Annotated in this window: 15 protein-coding genes; 4 read left to right on the forward strand and 11 right to left on the reverse strand. The window is 71.7% G+C overall.

Going from position 1 to position 19,225, the window contains the following annotated elements:
* Window positions 1-254: 254 nt before the first annotated feature.
* Window positions 255-2,282, forward strand: a complete 2,028-nt coding sequence (locus MUY22_RS40760) for a YcaO-like family protein (protein WP_247052520.1) — start codon at window positions 255-257, stop codon at window positions 2,280-2,282.
* A 4-nt stretch (window positions 2,283-2,286) separates the two neighbouring features.
* Here the strand turns inward: MUY22_RS40760 and MUY22_RS40765 are convergent, their stop codons facing one another.
* Window positions 2,287-3,516, reverse strand: coding sequence for an MFS transporter (locus tag MUY22_RS40765; protein WP_247052521.1), 1,230 nt, complete (start codon window positions 3,514-3,516; stop codon window positions 2,287-2,289).
* A gap of 76 nt (window positions 3,517-3,592) precedes the next feature.
* Here MUY22_RS40765 and MUY22_RS40770 point away from each other — a divergent pair, with 76 nt between their 5' ends.
* On the forward strand, window positions 3,593-4,123 hold the full coding sequence (locus MUY22_RS40770; RefSeq protein WP_247052522.1) for a transcriptional regulator: 531 nt from the start codon (window positions 3,593-3,595) through the stop codon (window positions 4,121-4,123).
* A 94-nt stretch (window positions 4,124-4,217) separates the two neighbouring features.
* On the opposite strand, the gene MUY22_RS40775 is transcribed toward MUY22_RS40770, so the two are convergent.
* The 5 genes from MUY22_RS40775 to MUY22_RS40795 all read right to left on the reverse strand — a co-directional run bounded on the left by MUY22_RS40775 (window position 4,218) and on the right by MUY22_RS40795 (window position 9,691).
* Complete coding sequence (locus tag MUY22_RS40775) at window positions 4,218-4,988, reverse strand: hypothetical protein (protein WP_247052523.1); 771 nt, start codon at window positions 4,986-4,988, stop codon at window positions 4,218-4,220.
* 145 nt (window positions 4,989-5,133) lie between these two features.
* Window positions 5,134-6,573 (reverse strand): glycoside hydrolase family 3 protein, encoded by a 1,440-nt coding sequence (locus MUY22_RS40780; RefSeq protein WP_247052524.1) that lies wholly within the window; start codon window positions 6,571-6,573, stop codon window positions 5,134-5,136.
* Window positions 6,574-6,576: 3 nt separating this feature from the next.
* Entirely contained in the window at window positions 6,577-7,407 is an 831-nt protein-coding gene (locus MUY22_RS40785) for a carbohydrate ABC transporter permease (RefSeq protein ID WP_247052525.1), read from the reverse strand.
* Window positions 7,404-8,390 (reverse strand): carbohydrate ABC transporter permease, encoded by a 987-nt coding sequence (locus tag MUY22_RS40790; protein WP_247052526.1) that lies wholly within the window; start codon window positions 8,388-8,390, stop codon window positions 7,404-7,406. The genes MUY22_RS40785 and MUY22_RS40790 overlap by 4 nt, the downstream gene beginning before the upstream one ends.
* A complete protein-coding gene (locus tag MUY22_RS40795; RefSeq protein ID WP_247052527.1) occupies window positions 8,387-9,691 on the reverse strand; it encodes a sugar ABC transporter substrate-binding protein in 1,305 nt (434 codons plus the stop codon). The genes MUY22_RS40790 and MUY22_RS40795 overlap by 4 nt, the downstream gene beginning before the upstream one ends.
* Before the next feature lie 822 nt (window positions 9,692-10,513).
* Here MUY22_RS40795 and MUY22_RS40800 point away from each other — a divergent pair.
* Window positions 10,514-11,833 carry an MFS transporter gene (locus MUY22_RS40800; RefSeq protein WP_247052528.1) on the forward strand — a complete coding sequence of 440 codons (1,320 nt, stop codon included), beginning with the start codon at window positions 10,514-10,516 and terminating at the stop codon, window positions 11,831-11,833.
* On the opposite strand, the gene MUY22_RS40805 is transcribed toward MUY22_RS40800, so the two are convergent.
* The 3 genes from MUY22_RS40805 to MUY22_RS40815 all read right to left on the reverse strand — a co-directional run bounded on the left by MUY22_RS40805 (window position 11,811) and on the right by MUY22_RS40815 (window position 15,000).
* On the reverse strand, window positions 11,811-12,356 hold the full coding sequence (locus MUY22_RS40805) for an FHA domain-containing protein (RefSeq protein ID WP_247052529.1): 546 nt from the start codon (window positions 12,354-12,356) through the stop codon (window positions 11,811-11,813). The two genes, MUY22_RS40800 and MUY22_RS40805, sit on opposite strands and share 23 nt — an antisense overlap.
* Window positions 12,357-12,419: 63 nt before the next feature.
* The gene (locus MUY22_RS40810; RefSeq protein ID WP_247052530.1) at window positions 12,420-14,519 is read right to left on the reverse strand and encodes a (Fe-S)-binding protein; all 2,100 of its coding nucleotides are present in this window, start codon (window positions 14,517-14,519) and stop codon (window positions 12,420-12,422) included.
* Window positions 14,520-14,565: 46 nt separating this feature from the next.
* A complete protein-coding gene (locus tag MUY22_RS40815) occupies window positions 14,566-15,000 on the reverse strand; it encodes a hypothetical protein (protein ID WP_247052531.1) in 435 nt (144 codons plus the stop codon).
* Between the two features lie 233 nt (window positions 15,001-15,233).
* Between MUY22_RS40815 and MUY22_RS40820 the strand changes: the two genes are divergently transcribed.
* Window positions 15,234-15,896: a nitroreductase family protein gene (locus tag MUY22_RS40820; protein ID WP_247052532.1), complete on the forward strand. Its 663-nt coding sequence runs from the start codon at window positions 15,234-15,236 to the stop codon at window positions 15,894-15,896.
* On the opposite strand, the gene MUY22_RS40825 is transcribed toward MUY22_RS40820, so the two are convergent.
* Both MUY22_RS40825 and MUY22_RS40830 read right to left on the reverse strand, forming a co-directional pair.
* Window positions 15,893-18,004 (reverse strand): bifunctional diguanylate cyclase/phosphodiesterase, encoded by a 2,112-nt coding sequence (locus tag MUY22_RS40825; protein WP_247052533.1) that lies wholly within the window; start codon window positions 18,002-18,004, stop codon window positions 15,893-15,895. The genes MUY22_RS40820 and MUY22_RS40825 overlap by 4 nt on opposite strands.
* A gap of 89 nt (window positions 18,005-18,093) precedes the next feature.
* Entirely contained in the window at window positions 18,094-19,185 is a 1,092-nt protein-coding gene (locus MUY22_RS40830; protein ID WP_247052534.1) for an alpha/beta fold hydrolase, read from the reverse strand.
* Window positions 19,186-19,225 lie beyond the last annotated feature (40 nt).

Raw genomic sequence — 19,225 nt, forward strand, 5'->3', positions numbered from 1 at the left:
CCGCAGCGCCCCGCCGTCCACTCCGGGCGGCGGGGCGCTTTCGCGTGCGCCCCGCATGCGGCGGCCGTGGATTCCGCACGGGCCGGGCCGTGCGGATCGCACTCCAGGAGACGTCACCGCGCACGCCCGCGGCCGAAACTGGCACCAACAGCACAACCGCACAGAAGGGAACGCAGTCGCAGCCCCAGCTCCCCCGGTGCCGCGGCCCCCGCCCCCGGGGCCGCGGCACGCTCCGTTCCGACAAGGGATCCGCCATGCCTTCCGACGACGTCCGCCCGGAACTGACCGGGGTCGAGGTCCACGACCTCGAGCCGGCCCTGTGCCTGCTCATCACACCGAACGGCGGCCAGTACCCGATCCCGGTGCCGGCCGCGGAGGTCCGCGCGTGGATCGCGCGCTGCGACGGCACCCGCACCCGGGCCGAGCTGCTCGCCGGGGTGAACCCCGGTTACGCGGAACTGCTCGACGTCCTCACCGGCGAAGGCGGCCTCCGTCCCGCGACGGACGGCGCGAGCCGCGTCGCCGCGACCACCGTCCTCATCGCCGGGACGCCCGAGCTGACCGCGCCGCTCGCGCAGATCCTCGCCCCGGCGGGGTACGCGCGGGTCCAGACGCTCTCCGACGTCGACGGTCCCTTCCCGGTCAACCCGGCCGACGCCGTCGTCGTCGCCGCGTTCACCCACCCGGCGTACTCCGAGCTCACCGCCCTCGACGCGTTCTGCGCCGACCGCGGGGTACGGCTGCTGCCCTTCCGCTGCGAACGCGGCCAGGGCATCGCCGGGCCCGCGATCACCCCCGGCGGCCCCGGCCCCGACTTCGCCGACGTGCTCGACCGGCGGCGGTCCGCGGCCCCCGACCCGCGCGTGATCGACGCCTTCGCCACCGCCGACCCGCCGCCCGGCCGGCGGTTCCGCCCGATCGACGCCCGCTGGATGCTGACCGTGCTCGCCGTCCAGCTGGAGCGCTGGCTCGCCGGCGAACCCGCCGAGACGACCACCGGCGAGCTCGAGCTCGACCCCGTCCGGCTGAGCGTGCTCCCCCGGCCCGTCCTGCCGTTCCCGGATCGCACCCGCGCGATCGAGGCGCGCGGCCCGCGCCCGGACCTGCTCGTCGACGACCGGACCGGCATCGTGACCGCCGTCCACGAGATCCCGCCCGCTCCCGGCCTGCCCGCACGCCTGAAGGTGTGCGCCGTGGACGTCGCCGACATGCACCGGGTCGCCGACTGGGCCAACGACCGCCGGGCGGTCGGCACGTCGTGGCACGACTTCGACGTCGCCCGCGACGCCGCGATCGGCAAGGCCGTCGAACGCTACTGCGGCAGCTGGCTGCCCGCGGACCGCGAGCTCCGGCACGCCAGCTACCTGCGGCTGTGCCGCCAGGGCGTGCCCGCGCTCGACCCGCGTCGCCTGAACCTCTACTCGCCGCGGCAGTACGCCATCCCCGGGTTCCCCTTCGCGCCGCTGACGCCCGACACGGAATGCGCGTGGATCGAAGCCTTCTCCCACACGACGCGGGAAGCGCTGTGGGTCCCCGCGTGCCTCGTCTCCGACCGGCCCGAGCCCGACGGCGCCCGGTTCACCGATCCCCTGCTCGCCGGCCTCGCCGGTGGGACGAGCGGAGAACACGCCGTGACCGCGGGCCTGGAAGCCGTGCTCGAGCAGGACACGACGATGCTCTGGTGGGCCAACACGCCGCGGTTGCGCCGGCTGCCGGTCCCGGCCGAGCTCCGCGCGCTGATCGCCGACACCGCCGATACCCACGACGTCACGCTGATCCCGCTGGACAACGAGTTCGGCGTCCCGGTCGTCGCGGCGGCCGTGCTCGACCGGGCCCGGCGCCGGCTGTCCATCGGCACCGCCACGCGGCCCGGCGCGTTCGAGGCGGCCAAGCAGGCGCTCGCCGACGGGTTCGCGCGGCAGCACGCCGACGCGGCCCTCGACCCGCGGGCCGTGACCCGGGTGGCGCCGTGGGTGCTCGACCTGCCGGTGCGTCCGTGGGAAGGGCTTCCGTCGGTGAGCGAACGGGGGCTCAAGGCCTACCGGGAACGCGTCGAGGAGCGGGGTTTCGAGGTGATCAGCGTCGACCTGACCACGCGGGACGTCGCGAGCGCCGGGTTCCACGCCGCGCACACGATCGTGCCGGGACTGGTGCCCCGCTTCCCGGCCGGCGCGCCGTTCTGGGGCGACGGGCGGATCCGGCGCGCCGCCGTCGACCTCGGCTGGCGGCCGGCACCGCTGCCCGAGGAGCGGCTGAACGTCTTCCCGTTCCCGCACGCGTGACGACTCACGCGCGCACGGCTTCGCGTTCCGCGGCCGTGAGCGCGTTCTCCGTCACCACGAAGAGCCCGGCCACGACGGCGAAAGCCAGCACGGCCATCACGGCGAACACCACGTGCAGGCCGAGGGTCTGGGAAAGCACACCGGCCGCGAGGGCGCCGAGGGACTTGGTGCCCCACGCCACCAGGCGGTAGCTGCTGTTGAGCCGGCCGAGCAGGCGGTCGGGCGTGAGGCGCTGGCGCAGCGACACCATGACGACGTTCGACATCACGATCCCCAGGCCGCCGAGGAAGAACCCGGCGGCGACGGCGACGGCGTTCGTCGTCACCGCGAGCACGCCGATCGTGAGGCCGCCGGCGAGCCAGGACACCCAGAGCGTGCCGATCCGGCCGAGCCGGCGCTCCACCGGTTCGGCGAGGAACGACCCGGCGAGGCCGCCCGCCGCGTTGGTGGCCATCACCAGGCCGAAGGCCGGCTCGGACAGGCCCATCGCCGAGCCCGGGCCGACCGCGTAGAGCACGAACACCGCGAAGGTCGCGCCGGTGGCGAAGTTGAACGTGCCGACCATGACCGAGAACGTCCGCAACACCTTGTGCCGCACCAGGAACCGGAGACCTTCGGCGATGTCCGCGCGCAGGGTGGTGTGGCCGGTCCGCTCGATCCGGTGGGTCCCGCGCACCAGCAGCAGCGCGGCCACGGCCACCGCCCACAACGCCATCGGCGTCACGAACGCGGCGAGCACCCCGGCCGCGACGAGGAGCCCGGCCAGCGGCGGGCCGGCGAACTCGTTGGCCGTCTGCTCGGCGGCGTACATCCGGCCGTTGGCGGCCGAGAGCCGCTCCCGCCCGACGACCTGCGGGACGATCGACTGCGCGGCGGTGTCGTAGACGGTCTCGGCGAACCCGACCCCCGCGGCGACGACGTACAGGGCCCAGATCGAACCGCCGCCGAAGACGGTCATGAGCGTGACGACGGCGAGCAGCCCGCCGCGGACCAGGTTCGCGCCGAGCATCGCCCGCCGGCGGTCGAGCCGGTCGACCAGCGCGCCGGCGGGCAGCGCGAAGAGCAGCCACGGCAGGGTGAAGGCGAAGGCCAGCCCGGCGATCAGGGCCGGCGACCGCGTGTAGCCGACGGCCACCAGCGGCAACGCGACCTTCAGGACGCCGTCGGCGAGGCTCGACAGCCCCGCCGCCGTCCACAGCCGCCAATAGGTGCTGCCCAGGCCCTTCGTCTCCATGTGATGGAGGATGACACATCGATGGGGAATTCTCCATCGATGTGTCGGAACTCGATCGATGGACTACGCTGCGTTCATGACCGAACCCCGCCGGCGGCGGCCGGCGACCCCGCGGGAGGCGAAGGCCCTCGGCCACCCGCTGCGCCTGCGGATCATGCGGATGTGCCTGGTCGAGGAGCTGACGAACAAGCAGCTCGCCGACCGCCTCGACCGCGATCCCGGCACGGTCCTGCACCACGTGCGCCAGCTGGTCGCCGCCGGGCTGCTGGAGCCGGCCCCGGTCCGCACGGGGACCAGCGGCGCGCTGGAGAAGCCGTACCGGTCGAACAACGAGACGTGGTGGCTCGACGGCCCGCTGGCCGGCGCCGACCCCGAGACGCGGTTCGCGCCGATCGAGATCTTCCAGGAGGAGCTGCGGGCCTCGGGCCCGGAGTCGGTGGCGGTGCACGAGAAGTTCCTGCTGCACCTGTCCCCCGACGAGGTCAAGGAGCTGGACCGGCGCATCCTGGCGGTCCTGGACGAGTACGTGGCCACCGACCACGAACGCCTGGACCGCCCGGCCCTGGGCGGGATCTTCGTGCTGCACCACATGAACCCCGGCAGCTGACCCGCTTCCCCCCGAAAGCCGTGAATGCCACATTGAGGGACCTAGTGTCCCTCAATGTGGCATTCACGGCTTTGCCGCGGTGTGCGTCAGGAGGTCAGTGGTTCACCTTGAACCACGGCTGCGACCAGCCGAGGTAGGTCTGGCCCCACTTGCTCTTGATCTGCGCGATCGTGGTCTCGGTGTAGGTGCCCGCGCCGTTGATGTCGTTCGACAGGAACTTGCCGCCGCCGATGGAGATCATCGTGTGGCCCGCGCCGCCGTTGGAGAAGAACGCGAGGCCGCCGGCCGGGACGTCGGTGCTGCCCGCGTGCTTGTACTGGGCCGGGATCTGCGTCCAGTGCACGTACGCCGTGGTCGAGCCGCTCGCGGAGAAGCCGTAGTTCTGCGCGTTGATGCGGTCGCACCAGCCGTCGTAGGCCGGGTCGTTGTTCGTGTGCACGCGCGACTTCGCCTTGGCCACGGCCTGGGCGCACGTGTTCGCGTCGCCCAGCCCGGACGTCGAGCAGGTCGCCGCCGGCGGCGTCGGGACGCCGGTGCAGTCCGGCGCGATGCGGCCGTCGGAGCCGGTGTAGACGTAGGTGTCGGTGATGTAGCCGCCCGGGACGTGGTCCCAGACGGTGCTGGTGCCGTACTTGCCGGTGACCGACTCGCCGGTGGTCTGGCAGTCGATGTCGACGGCGGTGCCGTCGGCGACCGTGCCGGTCGAGCTCGCGCCCGTGCTCGGCGCCGAGCGCACGGTCAGCGGCGCGCCCGAGTCGGTGTGCACCGTGCCGGTGGCCGCGAGCGCCGGGGTGGCGCCGGCCAGCACGATCGCCGCGGCGATGCCGACCACCCCGGCCGCCCGCTTGCCGATGCGAATCCTCATGAGTCCGTCCTCCGTCGTTTGCGTGGTGCCGACAGAGTGACGAGCGCCGGTACAAGCCCCGTACAAACGCCCGGGCGGCTCGTGGAGATACGGCAAAAAGGACAGGCCCCGCCGGGGAAGGCGGGGCCTGTCCGGTGAAGCGAACTCAGGCCAGGTACTCGGCCGCCGCGCGCAGGCTGACGTACGAGCCGCTGAACGTGTCCAGCCGCGGGCCGTCCCCGGTGACCGGTCCCGGCGCGCCCGTCTCGACGCGGATGAAGTCCACAGTGGACAGCGCCGCCAGCAGGTCACGCACCCCCGGGTGCCGGTGCGCCTCGCGCGTCACGACGACGACGCTCGAGAACCCTTGCGCCGCTTCGAGGATCACGTCGAGGTCGGCCGGGCCGGCGGTGATCGCCCGCGTCCCCGGCACCAGCTCGGCCAGGTGCGCGCCGAGGCCCCACGGCATCGGGCCGGCCGCGATGGTCGGCTCGGTCTGGACGTCCACCACCAGGGGCGGGCCGTCCAGCCGCGGCTCGCCGGTGACGCGCAGGGCCTTGCGGGCCGCTTCCAGCCCGAGCCGGCGGTCGACCGGGCCGACCGTCGCCGGGGCCGGGTCGGTGCCCAGCGACGCCGTCCGCTCGGCCGCGTCCGCCAGCCGTTCGAGGGGCAGCTCCCCCGACGCCACCGCGGCCACGATCGCCGCGTTGATGGCGTCCAGGGCGTCGGCCTCGAAGGCCGCACCGCCGATGCAGAGCGCGTCCGCGCCGGCGATCAGCGCCCGGACCGCCGAGTGGCCGAGACCGTCGTGGCGGCCGTACGCGCCGGACACCGCGCCCATCTCCAGCGCGTCGGTGATGATCGCGCCGGTGAAGCCCAGCTCGCCGCGCAGGACGTCGGTGAGCGCCACCCGGTTGAGCGTGGCCGGTTCGTCGCCCCAGGCCCGCACGACCAGGTGACCGGTCATCACCGCGCGCACGCCGGCCCGGATCGCCGCGGCGAACGGGACCAGCTCGATCTCACGCAGCTCTTCCGGCGTCCGCGGCAGCACCGGCAGCGCGACGTGCGAGTCCTCCGTCGCCGCGCCGTGGCCCGGGAAGTGCTTGGCGCACGCCGCGACGCCGTACTTCTGCAGGCCGGTGACGTACGCCGCGACGTGCGGCGACGCCTTCACCGGGTCGGACCCGAACGCCCGGACGCCGATGATCGGGTCCTCGGCCGCCAGGGTCAGGTCCGCGCACGGCGCCAGGTTGATCGTGACGCCGCAGGCCGCGAGCCGTTCGCCCAGCGCGGCGGCGACCGCCGTGGTCAGCTCCGGGTCGTCGGCCGCGCCGAGGGCCAGCGGCCCCGGCACGAACGACCCGGTGTTCACGTCGAGGCGGGTGACGTCGCCACCCTCCTCGTCGATGCCGACGACGACGCCGTCACGCTCACCCCGCAGCTGGGCGGTGAGCGCGGCGACCTGCTCGTCGTCGACGACGTTGCGGCCGAACAGGATCACCCCGCCGAGCCCGTCGGCGACGCGGCCGCGCAGCCAGGCGGGTGCGGTGGTCCCGGCGAACCCGGGCAGGAGGACGGCCTCGGCGAGTTTCTCGGGTGAAGACAACAGCTACCCCTTCACGGCGCCGGCGGTCACGCCGGACACGAGCTTGCGCTGCACGATCAGGAAGAACACCAGCGCCGGGATCGCGTAGATCACCGACGCGGCCATCACGCCGCCCCAGTCGGTGGCGAACGCCGTGCGGAACGACGCCAGCCACACCGGCAGCGTCTCCTTCTGCTTGTCCCTGATGAACACCAGGGCGAACAGGTACTCGTTCCACGCCGTGATGAAGCTGAACACCGACGTCGTGACCAGCCCCGGCCCGAGCAGCGGCAGCGTCACCCGGCGGAACGCGCCGGTCTGGCTGCAGCCGTCGATCATCGCGGCCTCTTCCAGCTCGTACGGGATCCCGTTGACGAAGCCGTAGAGCATCCAGACCGTGAACGGCAGCGTGGTGGCGAAGTAGATCAGCAGCAGCGACGGCAGCGTGTTGAGCAGCCCGGCGTCCCGCATCAGCAGGAACAGCGGGATGAACAGCGCCGACACCGGCGCCAGCTGCGCCACCATGACCAGGACCAGGAAGCCCTTGCGGCCGGTGAACCGCAGCCGCGAGAGCGGGATGGCCGCCAGCGTCCCCGCGACCAGCGCGCACAGCACCGACCCGACCGTGACGATCAGGCTGTTGAGCAGGTAGGTCGGGAAGTTGTCCTTGGTCAGCGCGGTGGCGAAGTTGCCGAAGGAGAACGACGTCGGGATCAGGTCGTACTTCGGCGAGAGGATCTCACCGGGCGTGCGCAGCGACGTGACGAACATCCAGTACGTCGGGAAGACGACCGCCAGCGCCACGAGGAGGCCGACGACCGAGAGCACGATTCGCTGTGACAGCGACTTCTTCACGCCAGATCACCTTCCTTGGTCCGGGTGAGCAGCTGGATGTACCGGCCGGTGATGAGGGCCAGCACGATCAGCATCAGGGTCGCGATCGCGCCCGCCGCGCCGAAGTGGTTGCCCGCGATGCCCTTGAGGTACAGCACGACGGCCAGCGTGGTGCTCCCGCCGTCCGGGCCGCCCTCGCGGATCGCCCAGATCTGGGCGAAGGCGTTGAAGTCCCACAACACCGACAGGAAGGTCACCATGGTGGTGATCGGCCGGATGGCGGGCCAGGTGACCGCGCGGAACGTCTGCCACGGCCCGGCGCCGTCGATGCCGGCGGCCTCGTACTGCTCGCGCGGGACGCCGATGAGCCCCGCGTAGAGCGAGAACGTCACGAACGGCACGGCCTGCCAGACGATGAGCAGCCCGATCACCGACAGCGTGCTCGGGCCGCTGGAGAACCAGGAGAACCCGATGAAGCTGTGGAACCCGAGCCGGTCGAGGGTCTTGTTGAGGATGCCGTACTGCTCGTCGAAGATCCACTGGAACACCGTGGTCGTCGCGATCACCGGGGTCGCCCAGGCCAGCACGAGCGTCACCTGCACGATGATCCGCACGACCGGGTCGAGGTGGCGCATCAGCACGGCCAGCAGCAGGCCACCGACGATGGTGGCGGCCACGATGGACGCGGTGAACACCAGCGTCCGGACCGTGATGGTCCAGAACTCCGGGTCCGACAGCGTGTTGGTGTAGTTGTCGAAGCCGATCCACACGGTCTTGCCGGAGATCAGCTGGCCGATGTCGAGCTTGCGGAAACTGATCGCGAGCACCTGGACCAGCGGCCAGGCGAGCAGCACGAGGATCGCGGCGAGCGCGGGCAGGAGCAGCAGGTACGGGAGGATCCGGTCGCCGAACCGGCCCTTCCTGCGCTTCTTGGCCCGCGTGGCGCGCGGCGATGCCGGCGGGGTCGCCCCCGCCGGCATCGTCACATTGGCGGTCGCTGTCATCCGCCGATGAGCTTGTTCAGCGCTGCGTTGGCGTCGGCGGTCGCCTGGTCGAGCGTCTTCTTGCCGGTCAGGTACGCGGTCAGCATGTCCTTGACCGGGTTCTGGCCGGACTCCACGTCACCCCACTTCGGGCTGGCCGGCACGGCCTTGCCGTTGGTGGAGGCCTTCGCCATCACGGTGCCCAGCGGGTCCTTGTCCAGGCCGGTCAGGTCGGTCGACGTACCGGGCACGACGCCCGCGGCGGCCAGCTGGCTCTGGTACTTCGGGCTGGAGAGCAGCTTGATGTACTCCTTGGCGGCGGCCACGTTCTTGCTGTTGGCCGGGATCGCCAGGTTGGAGCCGCCCAGGAAGACCGGGGCGCTCTGGCCGGCGGTCTTGCTCGGGATCGCGAACGCGCCGGTCTTGGCGGTCAGGCTCGGGTCCGTCTTGGCCGCGGTCGGCAGCTCCCACGGAAGACCGATCATCATGGCCACCTTGCCGGCACCGTAGACGGTCGCCTGCTGCGGCTTGGCCTCGTCGGCGTCCTTCGGTGCCTTGGTGCCGGAGGTGTCGACGAGCTTCTTGTAGAAGTCCAGGCCCGCCTTCGCGCCGGCGCTGTCCAGCGTCGCCTTGAAGTTCTTGCCGTCGGCCTGGGCGATGTCGCCACCGTTGTCCCAGATGAACGAGAGCAGCGCGTACCAGTTCTGGCCCGGCATGTACAAGGGCTGGAAGTCGGGGTCGGACCCGAACTTCGTCTTCAGCTTGGTGATCGCGTCGATCCACTCGTCGTTCGACGTCGGCGTCTTGGTGATGCCGGCCTGCTCGAACATGTCCTTGCGGTAGATGACCTCACGGTTGGCCGCGTAGAACGGCACGCCGTAGGTCTTGCCGTCGTAGGCACCCGAGTCCGCGAGGCCCTTCAGCCACTGCGCACCGTTGAAGCTGTCCTTGTCGGCGGTCAGGTCGGTCAGCACGCCGTCCTGCGAGGCGAACGCCGCCGTCTGGGTGTTGCCGATCTCGATCACGTCCGGCGGCGCACCGCTGGCCAGCGCGGTGGTCAGCTTCTGCTGGATGCCGTCCCACTGCTGGATTTCGTACTTGACCTTGGCGCCCGGGTGGGCGGCCTCGAACTCCTTGTTGAGCGCGTCGGTCAGCGTGGTCGGCGCGGAACCCGTCATCAGCCAGACCGTGACGTCCCCGGTGATCTGCGCGGGAGCACCGCTCGACGAAGCGGCGGTGTCGGTGCCGCTGGAACCCGCGCAGCCCGCGGTCACGAGGGTCAGTGCGGCGGCGCCCGCCGCCAGCTTGAGCCAGCGTTTCACTCGTTGCCGTCCTTTCGATGCCCGGCCACGGTGGCCAGGCGCCCCAAATGGTGTAGACCAATGTTGGGGTTAGAGTGGTACGTACCACAGGCCCTGTCAAGGCGGTTGCCAAGACGTTGTAATCGCTCCAGGCACTCTGACGGGGAGTAGTCGCACCGTTACCCGTGCCGGGGAGAAAGGTGGCGGAAGTCGTCCGAATAGGATGGCGTCCCGGACGTTTTTCACCGGCCCGAACGGGTATTCCGACACGCCGGAATACCGCGGCACGAGCGAAAGAAAGCCGCCCCGGGAGCGTCCCCGGGCGGCGGTTCGGCGAGCGTTTCGACTGGTGGGACCGGGTGCCGGCGGGCGCGGTGCGCGGCCGCCCGCACCGGCACGTCGACGACGCCGAAACCGCGCCGGCCGCCGAGTCGCCGGACCACGTCACAGAACACGTGCGCGCCCGCGAGCGTGGAAGAAATGCGGGAACTGGCCGTGTTCGTCACGGGCGTGCGGCACCGAGTTCGCGCGCAACGCGGCATTCCGGGCGGTGGGCAGTGCACCCCTTCGGATGAGAGTACGAACCAGTGAGTTCACTGGCAGCGCAGGGTCGGCTCGCGCGCCTCGATGCCGAGCGACCCGGCGATCGACTACTCGACCGCTCGCCGACACTCCCGGGCCCACCCCGCGCACCGGCAAGCCTCCCGGGCGACGAGCCGCCCGAAAAGGATCTCTTGACACTCAGGGCACCTTCTCGCACTCTGTGTTAACTAACCAGATCGTACATTGGCACCGCTTCCCCGCCGACTCTGAGCAATGAAGCACGGACGTCAGGAGCACCCCGTGACCGCATCGATGCCCCGCAAGGCGGCGCTGGCCGCCTGGATCGGCAGTGCGCTCGAGTACTACGACTTCTTCATCTACGGCACCGCCGCCGCACTGGTGTTCAACAAGGTCTTCTTCCCCGCCTCCTCCCCCGCCACCGGCACCCTGCTCGCGCTGGCCACGTTCGGCGTCGGCTACGCCGCCCGCCCGGTCGGCGCGTTCATCCTCGGGCACGTCGGCGACCGCTTCGGCCGCAAGCGCGTCCTGGTGTTCACCCTGCTCCTGATGGGCTTCTCGACGTTCGCCGTCGGCTGCCTGCCCACCTACGCCACCGTCGGCGTGCTCGCGCCGATCCTGCTGGTCGTTCTCCGGCTGATGCAGGGACTTTCCGCGGCCGGCGAGCAGGCCGGCGCGAACTCGATGTCGCTCGAGCACGCCCCGGAGCGACAGCGCGCGTACTTCACCAGCTTCACCCTGAGCGGCACGCAGGCCGGGCAGATCCTGGCCACCGCGATCTTCCTGCCGGTCGCGGCGCTCCCCCAGGCCGACCTGCTGACGTGGGGCTGGCGGATCCCGTTCTGGTGCAGCGCGGCCGTCGTGGTCGTCGGGTTCGTCATCCGCCGCAAGCTCGACGAGACCCCGGTGTTCGCCCGCACCGACGTCGCGAAGCTGCCGGTGGCGGTCCTCTTCCGCACGCACTGGGCCGACGTCCTGCGCGTGATCGTCGCGGCGACGATCGCCTCGGTCAGCACGATCTTCACCGTCTTCGCGCTGAGCTACGCGGTCAACACGATCGGCCTGGCGCGCACCCCCATGCTCTGGGTGGGCGTGCTGGCCAACATCGTGGCCTTGGCGGCGATCCCGCTGCTGGCGCGGCTCGCCGACCGGGTCGGGCGCAAGCCGGTGTTCATCACCGGCTGCCTCGCCTGCGGCGTGCTGATCTTCCCCTACCTGTGGTCGATCTCGATCGGCTCGTACGCGCTGCTGTTCGTGCTCGGCATCGTCCTATTCGGCGTCGCCTACTCGGGCGTCAACGGCGTCTGGCCGTCGCTGTACGGCGAGATGTTCAGCGCCCGCGTCCGCCTCTCGGGCATGGCGATCGGCACGCAGATCGGCTTCGCGGTCGCGGGTTTCGCCCCGAGCGTGGTCGCGGCGATCGGCTCCGGGAAGTCGGACTGGCTGGGCGTCTCCATCTTCACGGCGGCGGTCTGCGTGGTGGCCGCGACAGCCGCCGCGACGGCCCGCGAGACCTACCGGGTGCCGACCGCGGAACTCGGGAGCAAGACCCCGGCGGACACCACGAAGCCCGCCGTGGTCACTTCCACTGTGGACGGTTAGCCAGCACCAGCCCCAGCACCGTCACCACGACGCCCACGGTCAGCAGGGTGCCGCCCAGGCCCACCTCCGGTCCGGCAGCGAAGTACCGGAGCAGCCTGGAAGCACCCAGCCCGAACCCGGTCACCACGAGGACCGGCCCGAGCACCAGCGCCACCCGGCCGGTCCCCCTGGTCCGGGCCACCTTCGAGAACACCGGCGGCGCGGCCTCGTCCGCCGGCGCGGTGTCGCGGTAGACGGCGGTGATCGGCCCGAACTCCAGCCGGTCGCCGTCGCGCAGCAGCCGGGCCCGGCCCGGGGCGAGCGCGTCCCCGTTGACCCGGGTCCCGGCCCGCGATCCCGCGTCGGCCACCCACGTGCCGCGCGCGTCGCGGCGGAGCCAGGCGTGCCGCGGGCTCACCCGGTCCGAATACAGCCTCAGGTGCGCGTCCGGCCCGCGCCCGACCAGCCACGAGCCGCGGCGCACCGCCAGTCTCGCCACGGCGCCGCCGACCGTCTCGACCGTCGCCGCTTCCCGTTGTCCCATCGCCCCTCCCACCGTTTCCCGACTCCGGACAGAGCCGGGAAACGGGCGGAAGATACGCGAAGGTCAGGGTTTCGGCGCGGCCTCCGGGGCCTTGACCCGTTCCAGCAGCAGCTGGGCGACGTCGCGGACGTCGACGTTCTCCGCTTTCTGCTCGCTCTGGCGCTGGACCAGCCCGTCGGTGAGCATGGAGCGGCAGAAGGGGCAGCCGGTCACGATCGTCTCGGCGTCCGTGGCGATGGCCTCGTCGACGCGCTCCAGGTTGATGCGCTTGCCGATCTGCTCTTCCATCCACATCCGCGCGCCGCCCGCGCCGCAGCAGAGGGCACGGTCGGCGTGGCGGGGCATCTCCTCGAGCTTGGCCCCCGTCGCGCCGACCAGCTCGCGCGGCGGTGTGTAGACCTTGTTGTGCCGCCCGAGGTAACACGGGTCGTGGTAGGTCACCTTGGGGCCGTCCTCAGCGGCCTTGACCGGCGTCAGCTGGCCGCCGCGCACCAGGCGGTTGAGCAGCTGCGTGTGGTGGACGACCTCGTAGTGCCCGTCCAGGTCCGGGTACTCGCGGCTGAGCGTGTTGAGGCAGTGCGGGCACGTCGTGACGATCTTGCGCAGCCGCGGCTCCCGGCCCTCGAACACGGCGTTGAGCGTCTCCGCCGTCTGCTGGGCCATCATCTGGAACAGGAACTCGTTGCCCGCGCGCCGCGCCGGGTCGCCGGTGCAGGACTCCTCCTTGCCCAGCACGGTGTACTTCACGCCGGCGATGTGCAGCAGCTCCGCCGTGGCGCGGACGGTCTTGCGGGCGTTGTCGTCGAACGCGCCCGCGCAGCCGACCCAGTAGACGTACTCGACGTCGTCGGCCAGCTCGCCGTCGAACACCGGGACGTCGAACGGGAGGTCCTTCGTCCAGGCCAGCCGCTCGGAGTTGTTCTGGCCCCAGGGGTTGCCCTTGGTCTCCAGGTTCTTGAAGAGGCCGCCGAGCTCGGTCGGGAACGCCGACTCGATCATCACCTGGTAGCGGCGCATGTCGACGATGTGGTCGACGTGCTCGATGTCCACCGGGCACTGCTCGACGCACGCGCCGCAGGTGGTGCAGGACCAGAGGACGTCCGGGTCGATGACGCCGTTGTCGGCTTCGGTCCCGACGAGCGGGCGCGCGTCCGCGTGCTCCTCGCCGCTGAGGATGTAGGGCGCCTCCTCGAACATGTTGTCGCGCAGGCCCATGATGAGCAGCTTGGGGGACAACGGCTTCCCGGTGTTCCACGCCGGGCACTGCGACTGGCAGCGGCCGCACTCGGTGCACGTCGAGAAGTCCAGCAGGCCCTTCCACGTGAAGTCGCCGATCTTGCCGCGGCCGAACGTGTCGTCCTCGCCCGGGTCCTCGAAGTCGATCGGCTTGCCGGCGGACTCCATCGGCAGCAGCGGGCCGAGCGCGTCCGGGAGCCGCTTGGCCGAGACGTTGATCGGCGCCACGAAGATGTGCAGGTGCTTGGAGTAGAGCACGATCGACAGGAACACCAGCATGACGCCGATGTGCAGCATCAGCCCGACCGTCTCGAGCACCTCGGTCGTCGCGTGCCCGAGCGGCTCGAGGAGGTTCCCGACGCCGAGCGAGACGTACGCGCCGTTGTCGTACGGGAAGTTGCCGGACGCCGAAGACGCGCCGCGGAAGAAGAACATCGTCCAGACGACGTTGAAGATCATGAAGAGGATCAGCCAGGCACCGCCGGTGTGCGAGCCGTAGAAGCGCGACGCCCGGTCCTTGCGCGCGGGGGCGTTCCGGATCCGGATCACCGTGAACGCGCCCAGCGAGACGGCCACCATCACGGCGATGAAGTCCTGCAGGAAGCCGAGCACCGCCCAGTGGCCGATCCACGGGATGGCGAACCGCTCGTCGAACAGCGCGCCGTACGCCTCGAGGTACACCGAAGCGAGGATCACGAAGCCCCAGAACGTGAACAGGTGCGCCAGGCCGGGCACGGACCACTTCAGGAGCTTGCGCTGGCCGAACACCTCGCGCACCTGCGCGAAGACGCGGGCCCCCAGGTCGTCGGAGCGTTTGGTGTCGGGCTGGCCCGCCTTGATCAGGTGGTACAGGAAGACCACCCGCTTGCCGGCGACGGCGAGACCGACGACGGTCATGAGCAGACCGAGGATGAGGCGAACGAGCACAAGTCCTCCGTGACGTGCGTGGCGGGAAGGCGCTGGGGGAACCGGCTCAGTGCGAGCCGGTGTAGTAGCGGCACGCTTTGCACGCGTACCGCATCTTCGCGACCCGCCAGTGTTTCCGGTACAGATCGAGGTCGGGCGACCGGCGGACGCCGAGGCGCTGGTAGCGCCCGGGACGGCGGCGGCCGGTTTCGTACTGCTCCGTCGCGCGGCCGAGGTGGGCGCGCCGCAGCACGCACCCCCGCGTCCGGCAGCGGCCGAGTGCGCTGCGGCAGAACCGGTGCAGCAGCACCAGGTCCGGGGTGGGCCCGTCGCCGGCGATCTGTTCGACGACGCCGTAGCCGGGGTGGTCGCCCGGCCCGGCGAGCCGGACCGGGAGGCCGCAGTACGCGCATTTGAGGGTGCAGGTGAGACAGCCGGTGATGTGCCTGAGCCGCGGATCGCGCCGGTCTTCGGAGACCGGTTGTCGGACGCGCGACGCCATGGGGCCTCCTCCGGCGACTGTGAACGGCTGTGATCGGCACCACTTCGTTCTACTGGAGAGTAATGACGGGGTCACTTCACGCGACAGGACCGAACGGCCCACTTGCGTTGCGCCCTTCGGCGCAATATCGGAGGCAAGGTAGCCCTAACTGTCCGCTGGCCGAACGCCGCTGCGCCGGAAATCGTACGTTCGGCCCTGCTGCACCCAGGGTGTTCCCCGCCACAATTCCGGGCATGACCTATCACCCGGTCCCCTACCGGCCCGCCCGCCTGCCCGCCGCCGAAGCCACGTCGAACGTCGCCGAACTCCGGCAGCGCATGGAGCAGCGCCGCTCGGTCCGGATGTTCTCCCCCGACCCGGTCCCCGAGGACGCCGTGCTCGACGCGATCGCCGTGGCCTCCACCGCCCCCAGCGGCGCGCACCAGCAGCCGTGGACGTTCGTCCTGGTGTCGGACCCTTCGGTGCGCCGGCGGATCCGCGAGGCGGCGGAAGCCGAAGAGAAGATCTCCTACGACGGCCGGCTCGGCGAGGCGTGGCTGGACGCGTTGCGGCCGCTGGGCACGGACGCGGTGAAGCCGCACCTGACCGACGCGCCGTACCTGATCGTCGTGTTCCAGCAGCGCTTCGCCGTCGACGAGGACGGCGGCACCCACAAGCACTACTACGTCGACGAGTCGGTGGGCATCGCGGTCGGCATGCTGCTGACGGCGTTGCAGGTGGCCGGGCTGGCCGCGCTCACGCACACGCCGTCCCCGATGCGCTTCCTGGGCGACCTGCTGGGCCGCCCCCGCAACGAACGGGCGTTCGCGGTGATCCCGGTCGGCTACCCGGCGGACGACTGCGTGGTCCCGGACCTGCGGCGCAAGTCCCTGGACGAGGTGCTGGTGCGGATCTAAGGACGCAGGCCGTCCGGCAGGTCCGCGAACGCCGGGCCCGACGCGTAGTCCACGCCCCGCTCCCGCCACCACGCCGCCTGCTCGCGCGTCTCCACCCCCGCCACCGTCACCTTCGCGCCCGTCAGGTGGGCCACCTCGATCAGGGAAGCCAGCGACCGCTCCACCAGCGGGTGACTGCGGCGCGCCACCAGCGACGGTGCGACGCGGACCGTGCGGATCGGGAGGTCCGCCAGGATCGTGACGTCGCCCGCCGCGCCGAAGGCGTGGATCTCGGCCGGGATGCCGATCTCCGCGAGCACCTTCAGGTTGTCGACCGCGTCGCCCGTCTCGGCGAGCAAGCTCGACGCCGGGAAGCCGGGGCGGAGGCGCTCCGCCGGCATGCCCGTGTCGGCCAGCACGCCGCGGACCTCGCCGACCAGGTCGGGGTCCGCGGCCTGGTGCGGGCCGAGCTCGACGACCAGCGGCACCTCGATGCCCGCCGCCGTCAAATGCTCGGCCGCCGTGCGCAGGAGCCACGTGCCCAGCGGCAGCGCCAGCCCGGTCTCGCCGGCCAGTCGCACGCACGTCTCGTGCGACAGCTCACCCTCGACCGGGTGGGTCCAGCGCAGCCGCGCCTCGATCGCGGCCGGCTCGTCCTCGTCGGCCAGCTTCACCAGCGCGCGGTAGGCGATCTCGACGTCGCCGTTCTCCCAGGCGCCCGCCATCGACGCCGCGAGGCCGAACTCGTGGCGGTCACGGTGATCCAGCTCGCGGTCGAACAGGCCCCACTGGTTGCCCGCGCGCTGGGCGCGGCGCAGCGTCAGGTCCGACGCGCGGAGCAGCTCGGCCGGCGCGATGTCGCGCGGCGGCCGGTGCACGACGCCGATGCTGGCCGAGAGGGCGACGCCGTGGCGGCCGTCGACGTAGTCGGGTTCGGCGAGCTCGCGGTTGATCCGGCGGACCGTGGTCCCGACGTCCGGGGTGTCCTCGCCGTTGCGCACCACCACGCCGAACTCGTCGCCGCCGATCCGCGCGATGAGCGCGTCCTCGCCCTCGAACACCACTTTCAGCTTCGCCGCGACGCCGCGCAGGAGCTTGTCGCCGAGGTCCTGGCCGAGCCCGCCGGTGATCAGCGAGAAGCCGTCGAGGTCGAGGTGGAACAGCGTCACGCCGCGGGCCTGGTCGGCCTCGCGCAGCGCGTTCTCCAGGCGGGTGCCGAAGAACTGCCGGTTCGGCAGCCCGGTGAGGACGTCGTGCAGGGCCTGGTGGCTGAGCCGCCGTTGCAGCAGCGCCACTTCGGTGTCGTCGTCGACGAGGGTGAGCAGCTGCTGGGCGTCGCCGACGGCGTCGCGGACCACCGCCGCCACGAACGTGGCCCACATCGGCTCGCCGTCCCGCCCGACCAGCCGGCGACCGGCCCGCAGCCGGTGCAGCCGGCCGGACAGCAGGTCCGCGTAGCCCTCGCGCAGCACCTCGACGTCGTCGGGGTGGACGAACTCGAACAGGGTCCGCCCGGCGAGCTCGGCCGGCGTGCGGCCGAGCGTCTTGGCGAGCGCCGGGTTGACGCGCAGCACCCGGCCGTCCAGGTCGCTGACCGCGACGCCGCTGGCCGAGCCGGCGAAGACCTCCTCGAACTGCGCGCGCGTGACGACCTGCTTGCGCCGGGTCTCCTGCTCCACCTTCAGCAACGCGCGGCTCAGGCCTTCCTGCCGCTTCTGGATGTCCTCGCGCAGCGCCTCGCTGTAGCCGGAGCTCAGCGCGCCGAGCACCAGCACGACCCGCTCCGGCAGCTTGCCGAGACCGTGCAGCTCCGGCTCGCGCAGCAGGCCCTTGCCGAGCACCTCCATGCTGCGGCGCAGGCTTTCCGGGCCGACGCAGCGCAGCTCGACCAGCCGCCCGCCCGCCGCCGCGGCTTCGCCGGCACCCGGCGGGTCGCTCGCGACCGCCTCGAAGAGCCAGCCGGTGAGGATCGACAGCTCCTGCTCGATCTCGTCGGGCGTGTACGGCAGGTACGCCGTGGTGCTGACCAGGTAGCCCCACTTGCGCGCGAGGGTGCGGAGCCGGCCGGCCGCTCGTTCGGCGGACGGCTTCGCGCGCGGGGCGCCACCGTGGGGATGGGGAGCAGTCACTTCAGCCTGTCCAGGGGTCTAGTGCGCACTCCGGCTCGGGGAACCGACATATCTTGGCGCGAAAAGGCGTCACGCGCACTGATCAGTGTTCATCCAATCGAGTGATAACCCTGTGCGGTTACGCCGATCCGGTCACGCAGCCACGACCGGGTGGCGTCCCGGTACAGTCCGGCGTTCTGGTGCAGGGCAACGGAATGCCCCGCGCCCGGGAGCACGAACATCGACAGTTTCGACGGATCCCGGTAGTACGGCGCCTCCTGGGGCCGCAGTGTCGCCGCGCTCGAACAGTCGCGAAGCGCGAGCAGCCCGCAGAAAAGCGCGTCCTTTTCGCCGACCACCTGGAAAACCGGCACGGTGATGCCCCACGTGGCGGGCAGCACGATGCCGAACAACGCCACCGTGCCCATCCCCGGCACCGAGACCTGGTCCTTCGTGGCTTCGTCGGCCGCGATCACGCCCGGGTCGGCGTCGCCGGCCGCGTAGAACAGCCCGGCCCGCGCGCCCGGCCGCGTCGTGAAGTACAGCGGGTCGCTGCCCAGGTGCGCCAGCTGACCGTCGAGCAGCGCCGGCTGCAGCCCGAGCGCGGCGCCCAGCGCCAGCACCGGCAGCGCGGGCAGGTGCGTGATGCCGGTCAGGACCACGCCGTCGACGTCGTGGTAGGTCCCCGCCTCCACGGCGACGACCCCGGACCCGACCGAGTGCCCGACGATGACGACCTTCGCGAACGCGGCGCCGCCGACGTGCCCGGCGCGCAGGTGGCCGACCACCTCGTGCAGCGCCTCGGCCTCGGCCTGTACCGTCAGCGGCAGGCTGAGCGGACGGCTGCTGCCGCCGGCGCCGAGCTGGTCCGCGGCGAACGTCGCGTAACCGTGCGAGGCCATGTCGCGCTGGTAGGAGTAGCGCTCCGGCTGGTAGGGCAGGTCCCAGTACGCGCTGTTGTACGTGCCGCCGTGCACGAGCAGCTGGACGGCGTCCGGCACGGCGCCGGCGGGCAGGCACAACCGGCCGTGCACCGACGCGGGCGCGCCCGGCACGAGCGGCGGCAGCCCGGGCCCGGTGACCGGCAGATCCGCGTCGGCGCAGGAGATCGCGGCCGCTTCGGCGGGTACCGCGGCGGTTAGGGACCCGAGCAGGACGACGCCGGCGACCAACGCCGACGTCAGCTTGACCGGCAGTCTCACGCCGTTCTTCCCTCCGGACGGGTGACGAGCTGAGGACCCC

This window comes from Amycolatopsis sp. WQ 127309 (assembly GCF_023023025.1).
Taxonomy (GTDB): domain Bacteria; phylum Actinomycetota; class Actinomycetes; order Mycobacteriales; family Pseudonocardiaceae; genus Amycolatopsis.

Excerpts from the sequence above, each read along its gene's own strand:
- MUY22_RS40760 (WP_247052520.1), top strand. The coding sequence starts at position 255 with ATGCCTTCCGACGACGTCCGCCCGGAACTGACCGGGGTCGAGGTCCAC.
- MUY22_RS40765 (WP_247052521.1), bottom strand. The coding sequence starts at position 3,516 with ATGGAGACGAAGGGCCTGGGCAGCACCTATTGGCGGCTGTGGACGGCG.
- MUY22_RS40770 (WP_247052522.1), top strand. The coding sequence starts at position 3,593 with ATGACCGAACCCCGCCGGCGGCGGCCGGCGACCCCGCGGGAGGCGAAG.
- MUY22_RS40775 (WP_247052523.1), bottom strand. The coding sequence starts at position 4,988 with ATGAGGATTCGCATCGGCAAGCGGGCGGCCGGGGTGGTCGGCATCGCC.
- MUY22_RS40790 (WP_247052526.1), bottom strand. The coding sequence starts at position 8,390 with ATGACAGCGACCGCCAATGTGACGATGCCGGCGGGGGCGACCCCGCCG.
- MUY22_RS40805 (WP_247052529.1), bottom strand. The coding sequence starts at position 12,356 with ATGGGACAACGGGAAGCGGCGACGGTCGAGACGGTCGGCGGCGCCGTG.
- MUY22_RS40815 (WP_247052531.1), bottom strand. The coding sequence starts at position 15,000 with ATGGCGTCGCGCGTCCGACAACCGGTCTCCGAAGACCGGCGCGATCCG.
- MUY22_RS40820 (WP_247052532.1), top strand. The coding sequence starts at position 15,234 with ATGACCTATCACCCGGTCCCCTACCGGCCCGCCCGCCTGCCCGCCGCC.